Below are 11827 nucleotides of genomic sequence, written 5' to 3'. Positions count from 1 at the left end.
ACGGGAAACGAAAAAGCCCGGTTTAAAACCGGGCTCGAACAAACACGCCTATTGACAATGGCTTTCTCATATTAAAGATCAAGGGAAAGGGGGTGCGCGTCGCAGCCGGCAAGCGAAAGACGCGCACCGCAACGGTTCACTTCCGAACCGAGACCAGTGTAACACCCGAGCAGCGCCGCGAGAGGCTGCAGGCCGTTTTCGCCGCCCTGTTCGTCTGCGCGTGCATCGCCGCCACATGGGCGCTGGAGGCAACAGTATGGCCGAGGTAGACGCCAAGGCCCAGGCCCTCGTGGCCAAGGCGTGCGGCTGGGTTGCCTCGAACCCCGATACATGGGCGAAGCTGCGCCGCATCTGCTACCGCCTGATGCTGGAGGGCCACGTCATCCAGCGCGACAACGTGTACACCCTGGCGTGCCAGAACGGCATGACCGTGAGCGAGGCCAGCGAGTTCAAGCGCGACCACAACCTGTGGAGCGTGCTGTCCCGCTACATGGTGCTGCAGCGCCCCTCCATGCTGGCCGCCGTGAGCTTCCGCCGCACGCCGGTGGACTCCGTGGACCTGGTGGGCACGTGGGAGGCCATCGTGGGCCCAGCCGTTTTCGCCGCCTCCACGCTAACCGAGGCGCAGGGCATCTACGACAGGGGCGCGCAATGAGGTGCACCGTCACGGTCGAGGGCCGAATGCCGAGCCTGAACGACTACATCAGCGCCGAGCGCGCCAACCGCTACAAGGCGGCGGCCATGAAGAAGCGCGAGACGGCGCGCGTGAGGGCGGCGGCCATGCAGCAGCGCGCGCCGCGCTTCGAGCGCCGGGTGACCGTGCGCACCACGTTCTACGAGCCCGACATGCGCCGCGACGCCGACAACGTGGGCTTCGCGCGCAAGTTCGTGCTCGACGGCCTGGTGGCGGCGGGCGTAATCAAGGACGACTCCCGCAAGTACGTGGAGCAGTGCCCCGACAGGGTGCTCACCGACAGGGCGCGCCCCCGCGTGGTCGTGGAGGTGAGCGACGAGTGACCCGCCGAGACAAGGGCAGGCCGCACAGGGCGTGGCGCAAGGCCGACCTCGACCGCATAGCCGAGCTGGCGGGAAAGGTGCCCGCCCGCGAGATTCGCCGCGAGCTGCGGCTGTCCAAGAACCAGTTGGATAACGCGCGGCGCGTGATCAACGCCAGCGGCGGCCACGTGTCCCTGCGCTGCTACCGCCACCGCCTGGAGCTGTGCCCGTCGTGCGGGTGCCGCAGGGCGACCCTCGGCAAGGACGGCATCTGCGAACCGTGCAGACGCCAGCAGCAGCTTGAGGCCATAGAGGCCCGCATAGCCGAGCTGCTGCCGAGGCTGACCGCAGAGGAGCGCCGCACCTACGAGCGCACCGAGTGCGGCCGAGAGAGCCGCGCCGACCCCATGCCGCAGGCCCCGGACACCTCGGGCATGAGCCGCTACGCCGCCGACAAGGCAGCAGAGGCGCACGACGAGGCCATGGAGCGGTGGCTGTGCCGTTACCTGTACCGCAGGGTCAAGGCGGCGCAGAAGCGCAAGGAGCGCATAGAGAAAAAAGTTCCGAAATCCTGAAAAGTTTTTATCACTTTTAGTTTTCCCAGTTAGGAGACCCAAATGCTCACGGAAATCATCAGCAAGACCGTCGCGGACAAGACGGTGGACAGCATCCTGAAGCGCATCGAGCGCGCCGTCCCCGTGCCCGAGCCGGGCGACGGCGGCTTCGACGCCGCCATGCGCCAGGCGTTCAACATGGGGGCCGCCTGCATGGCCGCGCAAATCAAGAACGGCCCCGTGCCCACCAAGCGCATCGCGCTCATGGGCGAGGTGGCCCGCGTGGCGTGCCGCGCCCGCCTGGTGGGCATGGAGTGCCGCGTGGTCGTAGACGAGGAGGCCCGCGCATGCAATCGCTAGAGGAGGTCGCGATCTGCGACGTGTACCCCTACGAGCGCGCCGACGGCGAGCCGATGAACCCGCGCGACTTCACCACCAGGGAGAGCGCCGAGCACATCGCGGGCCTGGCCGCGCAGTTCAAGGCCAACCGCCTCAACCCCGGCCAGCCCGTCATGAAGCCCATCCTGTACAAGGAGGGCGGCATCTACTGGATCATCGACGGCGAGTGCCGCGTGCGCGCCATGAGGGCCATCGGCACCGAGCGTTTCCTCGCCGAGGTCTACGACGACCTGGACGACGCCGAGCTGGCGCGCGTGGAGGCCGCCAAGGCCATGGTGGAGACCGACGCCAAGCTGGGGCTGACCGCCGAGGAGAAGTCGCGCGGCGTGCAGACCATGCTGGCGCTCGACATTCCCGACGAGGAGGTGGCCGTGGCCGCCCGCACCGACGCGGGCACCGTGGCCAAGGCGCGCCGCGCCGCCCGCAGGGTGCAGGACGCCGCCTACGACATGACGCTCGACCGCCTGGCGGCCATCGCCGAGTTCGAGGGCGACGACGATGCCGTGGCCGAGCTGCGCGACTGCAAGCAGTCCGACTGGCAGCGCGTGTACGCCGGCCTGAAGGCCAAGGCCGAGCAGAGGCGCAACCGCGCCGAGGTGGTGGCGGTGCTTGCCGACGCGGGCGTCGAGTTCGTCGACGAATGCCCCGAGGGCTTCGCCGCATGCCGCACGTTTTCCGACTACCGCCCCGACCTGGCGGCGCTGGACGCCTACGTGGCCGACAACGCGGGCGCGGGGCTTCTGGCCGAGGAGACGCCGTTCGGCGTGACCCTGCTGGCGCCGGTGGCCGAGGGGGCCGACGAGGCCGCACAGGCCGCAGCCCAGCGCAAGGCCGACTTCCAGGCCGCCTACGAGGACGGCGCGAAGGCCCGCCGCGAGTGGCTTGCCGCCCACGCGGGCGACCTCAAGTCGATGCGCCGCACGGCTCTGGCGCTGGCCGCGTTCGCCATGGAGGCCGAGGCCGTGGAATCGTTCGAGGAGCTGCTGGGCCGACCCATCGACCGCACGCCCACCGAGCTGGCCGTGGCCATGGGCTGGCGGGCAGCGTGGAGCATGAGCGGCTGGACGGCCTGGAGCCTCATGGAAGGCGGCAGCTCCGTGTACTTCAACCGAGCGACGGTCGAGAGCGTGACCATCATCTACGAGGCCATGAAGGCCGACGGCTACGAGCCGAACGCGGCCGAGACGGAAACCTACGAGGCGTGCATGGCGCGCCTGGGAAGCGAGGAGTAAATGAGCGAAGCAGTCGAGGCCGAGATCATCGAGCCCGAGGAGGCGTCAGAGCTGACCGTGGCGTACTCCCCCGCCGTGATCGAGGCCAACTTCGACGCCCTGGAGGCGCACGTGCGCAGGCTGGTGGCCGACTACGAGGGCGCGACCTACGACATGGGCAAGGACGAGAACGTGAAGGCCGCCAAGCGCGACCGCGCCTACCTCAACGGCATCGCCAAGGAGATAGACGAGCGCCGCAAGGCCGTGAGCCGCGAGTACACGAAGCCCCTGGCCGCGTTCGAGGACAGGTGCAAGGCCGTGGCGGGCATCGCGAAGCAGGCCGCCGACGGCATCAAGGCGCAGCTGGACGAGGCCGAGGAGGAGCGCCAGCTGCGCGCGTACGCCAAGCTGCGGGAGCACTACGAGGAGTTCGCCGGGCTGCTGGCCCCCGTCGTGCCCTATGAGCGTTTCCACGAGAAGCAGTGGACCAACAAGACCTTCGGCGAGGTGAAGGCATTCAAGGCCCTGGAGGCCAAGGTGGAGCGCCTGGCCCAGGACTGGGAAACCCTCAAGGCGCAGTTCCAGGGCGAGCCGTTCTACGACGAGGCCGAGCGCGAGCTGTTCGCCACCCTGGACCTGGGCGCGGCCATAACGGCGGCGCACAAGGCCGACGAGGAGCGCCGGCGCATCGCCGAGCTGAAGGCGGCCATGGAGCCGGAACCCGTGGAAGAGCCCGAACCCGAACCCGAAGCGGTGCCCGAGCCCTCGGAATGCCAGCCCGCAGAGTTCCCGCAGCCGCTTGAGCAGATGCCCGAGCCGCAGCCCGCGCCCATGCCCGCCCCGGTGCCGCCAGCGCCGCCCGCACCGGCACCCGTGGCCATGGCGGGCGACCCGTGGACGGTCGTGGTGCCGTGCGCCACGCGCGAGCAGATGCAGGGCGTCGCGGCGGCCCTCAAGGCGCAGGGCGTCGTGGGCACCATCATGCACGGCACGGTGGGCCAGGTTTACGAGCGAATGAACGGAGGCTACTAGCATGACCCAGGAACAGCAGCCCATCGACCTCATGGCGGCCGTTGCCCGCGTGCAGCGCGCCGTGGTGGTGCCCAAGGCCAAGTACAACGCTTTCGGCAAGTTCAGCTACCGCAGCTACGAGGACATAGTGGCCGCGCTGAAGGAGCCGTGCGCCAAGGAGGGCCTGGCGTTCTTCATGACCGACGAGCTGGTGCAGATAGGCGACCGCTACTACGTGAAGTCCACGGCGTGCGTGTTCCCCGCCGAGGGCGGCGAGGGCCTGCTGCAGGTGAGCGCCTACGCCCGCGAGGACGAGCACAAGAAGGGCTCGGACGACGCCCAGGTGACCGGCATGGCGTCGAGCTACGCCCGCAAGTACGCGCTGTGCGGCGCGTTCGCCATCGACGGGCAGAGCGATCCCGACGCCATGGAGGAGCAGCCCGCGCCCGAGGAGAAGCAGCCGCCCGCAGACGGCCCCTTCACGGCCCACTGCCGCAGCTGCGGGGCGCGCTACCAGTTCGCCAGCATGCCGCAGTACATGGAGTTCGTGGCCAACAGCCCGTGCTGCCCGCGCCCCGACTGGCAGGTGGAGTAGATGCAGGCGCTCACCGAGGAGCTGGACGAGCTGACCGACAGGCTGGAGGCCGAGCTGAAGACCTGCAAGGAGTCGGGCTGCCAGTACGCCGAGAACGAGGCCGAGTACCGCAAGGCCCTGCGCATCGCCATCCTGAACGAGCGCCAGAAGGGCACGCCCGTCACCATCATCGGCGACGTGTGCCGGGGCCAGGAGCAGATAGCGGAGGCCAAGCGCCGCCGCGACTGCTCCGAGGCCATCTACAAGGCCTCGCAGGAGGCCATCAACGTAATCAAGTTGCGTATCCGCATGGTAGACGCGCAGATCACCCGCATCTGGAACAGCGGGGACGTAACCCAAGGAGGGTATCTATGAGCATCAACCGCGTGTGCATATCCGGCAACCTGACCCGCGACCCCGTGCTGCGCTCCACGTCTGGCGGCATGTCCGTGCTGTCCATGGGCGTGGCCGTCAACGACCGCCGCAAGAACCAGCAGACCGGGCAGTGGGAGGACTACCCGAACTTCGTGGACTGCACGCTGTTCGGCACCCGCGGCGAGAAGCTGGCGCAGTACCTCGCCAAAGGCAGCAAGGTGGCCATCGAGGGCAAGCTGCGCTACCGCAGCTGGAACGACCAGCAGACCGGCCAGAAGCGCAGCGCGCTGGAGGTCGTAGTGGACGAGCTGGAGTTCATGAGCGGCCAGCAACAGCAGCAGGGCTACGCGCCGCAGCAGTACGCGCCCCAGGCGGCCCCGCAAGCGCCGCAGGCCCGCACGTACGGCCAGGGACGCCCCGCCCCGGCACCTGCGCCGCAGCAGCACGCCTACGCGCCGCAGCCGGCCACTCAGCAGGCGTACGCGCCACAGCAGCCCGCGCCGCAGCAGCAGGCCATGCCCGATCTGTACGACGAGGATATCCCGTTTTAGGGAAGGCGACGGCGACACTATGGGCATGGTTATACACGACGACTTCTGGGCGGCCGCGCAGGCCATGCCCGAGAAGCAGCGCGCGCCGTTCATCTACGCCATCGTCGAGTACCGGTTCACGGGCAAGGAGCCGCAGGGCAGCCCCGCGTGGCTGCCTACCTTCCTGGTGCTCAAGGGCAGGCTCGACATGGGCGACGAGAAGAGCGAGCGCGCAAGGAAGGCGGCCAACGCCCGCTGGGGCAACAGGCCGGGGAAGGAAGACGCGGTGGACGATGCGGCGGCACGGGCGCAAGCCGATGCGCAAGCACATGCGGGAGCATGTGCGGATACAGATGCAGTCGCACATGCGCAAGCAGATGCGGATGCATATGCGGATGCACATGCAGGCGCATCGAGTTGCGGCAATGCAGAGGTTGAGGTTGAGGTTGAGTATATAGATAACCCCTTAATCCCCTTTGACGAAATCGTGCATGCGCTCAACGAGGCAGCCGGCACCCGCTACCGCTCAAGCAGCGCCAAGACCCGCAGGCTGATACACGCCCGCTGGGCCGAGGGCTACCGCCTCCCCGACTTCCTGGCCGTCATCGACACGATGGCAGCCGAGTGGGCGGGCGACCCGAAGATGGCCAAGTACCTGCGGCCCTCCACGCTGTTCTCGCCGAAGTTCGAGGACTACGTGAACCGCGGCCCGAGGACCCGGAAGGAGGCCGACGGCTATGCCGAGTACGACTGAGTGCCCCCACTGCGGGGCGCAGCTGGAGGTCCGCTACGTGGTGCTGGCTGGCCGCCGCACCTTCTGCGGCTGGAAGCCGTGCGGCTGCCCGGGTGCCGTGGCGGAGCGCGACGAGCGTTCGCGCCTTGAGGCCAGGGCCAAGGCCGAGGAGGCCGCAGCCAAACGCCGCCGGGCCTACGAGCGGGCCGGAATCAAGCCCCGCTTCATGACAGCCGCCTCCCCCATGGCCGAGGGCATTGCCGCGAAGGTTGAGCAAGGGCGCGGGGCGTACATCTGCGGCCCCGTGGGAACCGGCAAGACCCACCTGGCGAGCGCCGTGGCGCGGCTCCTGGTGGACGGCGGCACCAGCGTGAGGGTGACCGACATGCTGGGCGTGCTGGCCGCCATCAAGGGCACCTACGGCGGCGACGGCACCGAGGACGGCGTGCTGTCCAGACTCTCCCGCGTGGGGTGCCTGGTGCTGGACGACCTGGGCAAGGAGTCCCCCACCGACTGGACACTGGGGCAGGTGTTCCGCGTCGTGAACGACAGGTACGAGAACATGAGGCCCGTGGTCGTGACCACGCAGTACGGCAAGAGCGACCTCATACGCCGCCTGGCCAAGAACGGCGACGAGGAGACGGCGGTGGCCATCGTGAGCCGCCTGTCGGAGATGTGCGACAAGTACGAGCTGCAAGGCAAGGACAGGAGGCTATCGAATGGCAAACGTTGACACGCTGCCCGAGATCCTGCGCCCCCTCATGGAGGGGCCGAGCATCGAGACGCCCAGGTGCGCCGTGTGCGGCGCGCCGTGGCCGCTCAACCGCCACCACATCGTGAGGCGCGGGGCGGGCAAGCTGTTCCGCGACGGGCGCGAGGTTCCCAAGCCCACGGTGATGCTGTGCGGCAGCGGCAACGGCAGCGGCTGCCACGGGCTGGCGCACGCCAACCGGCTGCACTTCCGCTGGGTCAGGGCCGAGCAGAGGTTCAACCGCCCCGCCCCGCCGGGCTCGGGGCACTGGGAGTACCTGCTGCTGCCGGAACCGACCAAGTACGCGGATGCCCTGGCCATGGACGGCTGGGGGCGGCTGCCGAGGGGCAGGCGGTGCATGTGAGCGGGTACGAGCCTTCAAGCGGGTGGAACCTCCCGCCCGGGTGCTTCGAGTCCGACCCCAGGGCACCGTGGAACCGGCCCGACCCGTGGGAGGGCCGCACGTGCCGGGAGTGCCGCTTCTGCGGCCGCGTGCAGGGCGCTGGCGGCGAGGCCGTGTGCGCCTGCGACGCCATGACGGGCGGCGGCCCCGACGTGGAAGCGGTAGACGAGACAAGCGAGGCATGCGAGTGCTTCGAGTTCGAAGAGGAGACGAAACGATGAAGAAGATCTACGCGGTGGCCACGGAGAGCGACGTGGTGCTGGCGTTCGAGAGCAGATCGGACGCAGACGAGTACGCAGGCGAGCACGACGGCATGGCGGTGCTGCCGGTGCCGTGCGTGGGGGCCTACGAGTACCCCAGCGAGAAGTCGGCCACCGACTGGGACCGAATCGCCGACGCTCTGCCGAAGGGAGGCGAGCAGGCATGAGGCTGTACATGTGCGCATGCGAACGCTGCGGCAAGGAGGTGCCGGCGACCCTGGCGGGTTACGCCAAGATGGTGCTGAGGAACAGCGCGCGAATCGACGGCGAGGCAAGGGCCTTGTGTCCGGAGTGCGCCGAGAGCCTGCGGGCGTGGTTCCTCGCAGGCGCGGTGAAGCCGGAAGGAAGGGAGTAGCCATGGGAATCATCTGCGATACCTGCGGGCGCGATATCGACGCCCTGGGGCAGGACAACATGGGCGTAGACGCGCCGCTGTGCGAGGACTGCTGGGGCGAGCAGCAAAGCCATACGGTAGCAGTGCCGCGCCGCGAGGCTCGCAACCTGAGGTTCGAGAACGCCCGACTGCGCGAAAAGCTGGACGCCGGAACCGAAGAGACGGCCGTGCAGAACCTGCGCAAGGGCATCGAGACGGCCTACGAGGCGAGCCGCGAGCGCGCCCTGGCGCTCACGAAGCTGGACGAGTGCGAGCTGTGGCTGGGGCGCTGCGAGCCGAGGGTGACAGCGTCACCGACGCTCAAGGGCGCGGCCCAGGACGCCGCCATGCCTTGCCTCAAGGCCGAAGAGGCGCACGGTTTCGCGATGCCCGACGTGAACGTGGAGGTGAAGGCCGAGGTAACGGCCGAGAAGCTGGCCAAGAGCCTGCGCGAGGCCATGAAGCCGGCCATGCGGATGGCGGTGGAGTAGCCATGGAGCAGCAGACCGAGAAGCCGAAGCGCCGACCCAGTATCGAGGTGCGCTGCCCGAAGTGCGGCACGCGCGAGACCTGGCACCACCTGCCCAAGGGCGGCGACCGCTGCCGCTGGTGCGGTCACCTGTTCGAGGACTTCACCTACCGCAAGGTCGGGCCGAGCGCGAAGGAGGGGGCGCGATGACGAACTGGGAGCACCTTTTCGGCACGCCCGAGCGGGCCATCCACACGGAGATGGAGTTCCACTCGTGGCCCTTCTTCATCGCCGTGTATGAGACGAGCCGCATGAGCAGCTGCACTACCAGCAAGCGGCTGCTGGCCAGCTTCTGCGAGGAGGCCGACTACCTGGAATGGCTCAAGGCCGAGTACGGCGACGTCACCGTCGAGTGGGAGGAGCGATGAACCGCCCGGGATGCAACTGGGGGTGCCTGCTGTTCATAGCGGCGGCAATCGCCATAGACGCGGCGGCCATCTACGCCATAAGGGCGCTGGCGCTCGGGCTCATGGCCATGGCCGTGGCGGCGTGCGGATAGGGGCAACCGAATACGGAAACAGGCAGAGGGCCGTCCTTCGGGGCGGCCTTTTCCGTGCCCGGCGACACGCTTGCGACCATATGGGCCGAGAGATAGGAGACGCATGGCGAGAGGCGAGACATACGAGGAGTTCACGGCAAAGTTCGAGCCGAAGAGGACGACGGACGACTGCTACACCCCGCCCGAGGTGTACGACTGCGTGCTGCGGTGGGCGCACCGGGAGTACGGGTTCGACCTGGCGAAGGTGGCGCGCCCGTTCTATCCGGGCGGCGACTACGAGCGCGAGGAGTACCCGCAGGGCTGCACGGTGGTGGACAACCCGCCGTTCTCCATCCTGAGCAAGATCGTCAAGCACTACCAGGAGCGCGGCGTGGGCTTCTTCCTGTTCGCCCCCACCCTGACGTGCATGGGCATCCGCAACTGCTGCAAGGTCGTGACGGGCGTCGGCGTGACGTACGCCAACGGCGCGAGCGTCAACACGTCGTTCGTGACCAACCTCGACCCCGCCCAGGCTCGCAGCGCGCCCGACCTGCGCTCCGAGCTGGATGCCGCGATAGAGCGCCTGCGCCGCGAGAAGGCCAAGGCGCTGCCGAAGTACGAGTACCCGGACGAGGTGCTGACCGCGCCCATGCTGGCACGCTACTCCAAGTACGGCATCGACTTCCGCGTGGGGCCGCAGGAGTGCAGCTTCACGAGGGCGCTCGACGCGCAGCGCGTGCAGAACAAGGCGATATACGGCAGCGGCTACCTCATATCAGAGCGTGCAGCCGCAGAGCGTGCAGCCGCAGAGCGTGCAGCCGCAGAGCGTGCAGCCGCAGAGCGTGCAGCCGCAGAGCGTTTCGCGCTTTCGCCGCGCGAGCGCGATGTGATCGCGTCGCTTGGCTAGCGCGAAACTAATCAGGAAGGAGGCCGCAGGTGCCCAAGAAGGACAAGCCGCTCACGGCGAAGCAGGAGGCGTTCGCCCGCGAGATGGCCAAGCCCCGCGCCAAGCAGCAGGACGCGTACCGCGCGGCCTACGACTGCAAGCGCATGAACTACAACTCGATAAGCTGCGCCGCCTCCAAGCTGATGCGCGACCCACGAATCGCGCACAGAATCCAGGAAATCCGCGACGCGGCCGCCAAGGACTGCCGCTGGGAGCTGCAGGACGCGGCCGCCCCGCTGTTCGAGGTGCTGGACGGCGCGCTGCCCATCTTCCGCCGCCAGGCGGCCGAGGGCAGCATCAACGGCGACGCGCGCCTGGCCATAACCGAGAGCGTGAAGCTGCTCAACGACATGTTCGGCGTGGACGGCGCGAAGGCCGCCATGGCGGAGGCGGGGGTGACCATCGTTGACGACCTCGGTTAGGCTCTCGGACGTCGTGGCCTCCGTGTTCGCCGGCGTGTGGCGCTCCATCAAGGCGCACGAGTTCACGCACTACTGGTTCAAGGGCGGGCGCAACTCCACCAAGTCGTCGTTCATATCCATCGCCATCGTGCTGCTGATCATGCTCAACCCGGAGGCCAACGCCGTCGTGCTGCGCAAGGTCGGCAACACGCTGCGCACGTCCGTGTACGAGCAGATAGGCTGGGCGTGCGACGTGCTGGGCGTGGCGCACCTGTTCGACTTCGGCCTGTCCCCCATGGAGGTGACGTACCGCCCCACCGGGCAGGTCATACGCTTTGTGGGATGCGACAAGCCGAAGAAGCTGAAGTCCGCGAAGTTCCGCACCGGCTACTGCGCCGTGGTGTGGTTCGAGGAGGTAGACGAGTTCGACGGCATGGACGAGGTGCGCAGCGTGCTGGCCACGTTCCTGCGCGGCGGCGACATGTTCTGGGTGTTCTACAGCTACAACCCTCCCCGCTCGGCTCGCAACTGGGTGAACAAGGAGGCGCGCGACCTGGAGGCCCACCCGGGCGAGGACGGGCGCTTCATATGCCACACCACGTACCTGGACGTCATAGACGAGCACCCCGAGTGGATAAGCGCCGCGGCGCTGGCGGAGGCCGAGCGCAGCCACCGCAAGACGCCCGACTCCTACCGCTGGCAATGGCTCGGCGAGGTCATCGGCACGGGCTCCGAGGTGTTCCCCGACGAACTGCTGGACATACGCCCCATCACCGCGGAGGAGCGCGCGTCCATCGCCCTGCGCTCGTTCGGCGTGGACGCGGGCAGCGTGCACCCCTGGGTGTTCATGGAGGCGGGCTACGACGAGAACGAGCGCGTGCTGTACCTGCTGGACGAGGAGAGCCGCCAGGGAACCGAGGCCATCGACGTCAAGACCGCCGAGCTAGTGGCGGCCAAGCTGCAGGCGGCCGAGGACCCCGCCGCCGACGTGTGGTGCGACAGCGCGGCGCGCGGCATGATCCTCTACTACCAGGAGCAGGGCATCGGCGCGCAGAAGTCGCTCAAGCAGGGCCTGAACGCACCCAAGAGCCGCATCAGGTGGATGCAGAACCTTACGCGCATAGTCATCGACCCCGACCGCTGCCCGCTCGCCGCCAAGGAGTTCCCCGAGTTCGAGTACGTGTCGAACGGGCAGGGCGACATAACCGAGACACTGCCGAAGGTGAACGACGACGCGATAGACGCGGCGGGCTACGCCGCAGGACTGTGGATAAGGAGCAACCTCTGATGGAGAAGCGAGGCA

The 11827-nt window shown here is 68.2% G+C and carries 22 protein-coding genes; all 22 read left to right on the top strand.

Annotated elements, in window-relative coordinates:
- Window positions 1-256: 256 nt before the first annotated feature.
- The 22 genes from ABHR63_RS07455 (at window position 257) to ABHR63_RS07350 (ending at window position 11812) form a co-directional block, all read left to right on the top strand.
- Complete coding sequence (locus tag ABHR63_RS07455; protein WP_158551308.1) at window positions 257-655, top strand: hypothetical protein; 399 nt, start codon at window positions 257-259, stop codon at window positions 653-655.
- A complete protein-coding gene (locus ABHR63_RS07450) occupies window positions 652-1017 on the top strand; it encodes a RusA family crossover junction endodeoxyribonuclease (RefSeq protein ID WP_158551309.1) in 366 nt (121 codons plus the stop codon). The genes ABHR63_RS07455 and ABHR63_RS07450 overlap by 4 nt, the downstream gene beginning before the upstream one ends.
- A complete protein-coding gene (locus ABHR63_RS07445; RefSeq protein ID WP_117765305.1) occupies window positions 1014-1571 on the top strand; it encodes a hypothetical protein in 558 nt (185 codons plus the stop codon). The genes ABHR63_RS07450 and ABHR63_RS07445 overlap by 4 nt, the downstream gene beginning before the upstream one ends.
- A 42-nt stretch (window positions 1572-1613) precedes the next feature.
- Complete coding sequence (locus ABHR63_RS07440) at window positions 1614-1910, top strand: hypothetical protein (protein ID WP_117765307.1); 297 nt, start codon at window positions 1614-1616, stop codon at window positions 1908-1910.
- Window positions 1898-3181, top strand: coding sequence for a ParB N-terminal domain-containing protein (locus ABHR63_RS07435; RefSeq protein WP_346964626.1), 1284 nt, complete (start codon window positions 1898-1900; stop codon window positions 3179-3181). Before ABHR63_RS07440 ends, ABHR63_RS07435 begins: the two co-directional genes overlap by 13 nt.
- Window positions 3182-4192: a DUF1351 domain-containing protein gene (locus tag ABHR63_RS07430; RefSeq protein ID WP_346964627.1), complete on the top strand. Its 1011-nt coding sequence runs from the start codon at window positions 3182-3184 to the stop codon at window positions 4190-4192.
- A 1-nt stretch (window position 4193) separates the two neighbouring features.
- Complete coding sequence (locus ABHR63_RS07425) at window positions 4194-4766, top strand: ERF family protein (protein WP_229071509.1); 573 nt, start codon at window positions 4194-4196, stop codon at window positions 4764-4766.
- Window positions 4767-5120 carry a hypothetical protein gene (locus ABHR63_RS07420; protein ID WP_117637860.1) on the top strand — a complete coding sequence of 118 codons (354 nt, stop codon included), beginning with the start codon at window positions 4767-4769 and terminating at the stop codon, window positions 5118-5120.
- On the top strand, window positions 5117-5671 hold the full coding sequence (locus ABHR63_RS07415; RefSeq protein ID WP_346964628.1) for a single-stranded DNA-binding protein: 555 nt from the start codon (window positions 5117-5119) through the stop codon (window positions 5669-5671). Before ABHR63_RS07420 ends, ABHR63_RS07415 begins: the two co-directional genes overlap by 4 nt.
- Window positions 5672-5690: 19 nt before the next feature.
- Window positions 5691-6404, top strand: a complete 714-nt coding sequence (locus tag ABHR63_RS07410) for a conserved phage C-terminal domain-containing protein (protein ID WP_346964629.1) — start codon at window positions 5691-5693, stop codon at window positions 6402-6404.
- Window positions 6388-7116 carry an ATP-binding protein gene (locus tag ABHR63_RS07405; RefSeq protein WP_152067353.1) on the top strand — a complete coding sequence of 243 codons (729 nt, stop codon included), beginning with the start codon at window positions 6388-6390 and terminating at the stop codon, window positions 7114-7116. The genes ABHR63_RS07410 and ABHR63_RS07405 overlap by 17 nt, the downstream gene beginning before the upstream one ends.
- Entirely contained in the window at window positions 7103-7498 is a 396-nt protein-coding gene (locus ABHR63_RS07400) for a hypothetical protein (protein WP_118349165.1), read from the top strand. Before ABHR63_RS07405 ends, ABHR63_RS07400 begins: the two co-directional genes overlap by 14 nt.
- Window positions 7489-7758 (top strand): hypothetical protein, encoded by a 270-nt coding sequence (locus ABHR63_RS07395; RefSeq protein ID WP_346964630.1) that lies wholly within the window; start codon window positions 7489-7491, stop codon window positions 7756-7758. Before ABHR63_RS07400 ends, ABHR63_RS07395 begins: the two co-directional genes overlap by 10 nt.
- Complete coding sequence (locus tag ABHR63_RS07390) at window positions 7755-7964, top strand: DUF3110 domain-containing protein (RefSeq protein ID WP_346964631.1); 210 nt, start codon at window positions 7755-7757, stop codon at window positions 7962-7964. Before ABHR63_RS07395 ends, ABHR63_RS07390 begins: the two co-directional genes overlap by 4 nt.
- Window positions 7961-8152 (top strand): hypothetical protein, encoded by a 192-nt coding sequence (locus tag ABHR63_RS07385; RefSeq protein WP_346964632.1) that lies wholly within the window; start codon window positions 7961-7963, stop codon window positions 8150-8152. The genes ABHR63_RS07390 and ABHR63_RS07385 overlap by 4 nt, the downstream gene beginning before the upstream one ends.
- Window positions 8110-8661, top strand: a complete 552-nt coding sequence (locus ABHR63_RS07380; RefSeq protein ID WP_346964633.1) for a hypothetical protein — start codon at window positions 8110-8112, stop codon at window positions 8659-8661. Before ABHR63_RS07385 ends, ABHR63_RS07380 begins: the two co-directional genes overlap by 43 nt.
- A 2-nt stretch (window positions 8662-8663) precedes the next feature.
- Window positions 8664-8849: a hypothetical protein gene (locus tag ABHR63_RS07375; RefSeq protein ID WP_346964634.1), complete on the top strand. Its 186-nt coding sequence runs from the start codon at window positions 8664-8666 to the stop codon at window positions 8847-8849.
- Window positions 8846-9067 carry a hypothetical protein gene (locus ABHR63_RS07370; RefSeq protein WP_346964635.1) on the top strand — a complete coding sequence of 74 codons (222 nt, stop codon included), beginning with the start codon at window positions 8846-8848 and terminating at the stop codon, window positions 9065-9067. The genes ABHR63_RS07375 and ABHR63_RS07370 overlap by 4 nt, the downstream gene beginning before the upstream one ends.
- Window positions 9064-9198, top strand: coding sequence for a hypothetical protein (locus ABHR63_RS07365; protein WP_264297873.1), 135 nt, complete (start codon window positions 9064-9066; stop codon window positions 9196-9198). The genes ABHR63_RS07370 and ABHR63_RS07365 overlap by 4 nt, the downstream gene beginning before the upstream one ends.
- A gap of 103 nt (window positions 9199-9301) precedes the next feature.
- A complete protein-coding gene (locus tag ABHR63_RS07360) occupies window positions 9302-10084 on the top strand; it encodes a hypothetical protein (RefSeq protein WP_346965936.1) in 783 nt (260 codons plus the stop codon).
- A gap of 29 nt (window positions 10085-10113) precedes the next feature.
- The gene (locus ABHR63_RS07355; protein WP_117765325.1) at window positions 10114-10545 is read left to right on the top strand and encodes a hypothetical protein; all 432 of its coding nucleotides are present in this window, start codon (window positions 10114-10116) and stop codon (window positions 10543-10545) included.
- On the top strand, window positions 10529-11812 hold the full coding sequence (locus ABHR63_RS07350; protein ID WP_346964637.1) for a PBSX family phage terminase large subunit: 1284 nt from the start codon (window positions 10529-10531) through the stop codon (window positions 11810-11812). The genes ABHR63_RS07355 and ABHR63_RS07350 overlap by 17 nt, the downstream gene beginning before the upstream one ends.
- Window positions 11813-11827 lie beyond the last annotated feature (15 nt).

It is taken from the genome of Collinsella aerofaciens (genome assembly GCF_039752775.1).
In the GTDB taxonomy this organism is placed as follows: domain Bacteria; phylum Actinomycetota; class Coriobacteriia; order Coriobacteriales; family Coriobacteriaceae; genus Collinsella; species Collinsella aerofaciens_R.
This window is presented reverse-complemented; position numbering and strand designations above follow the sequence as displayed.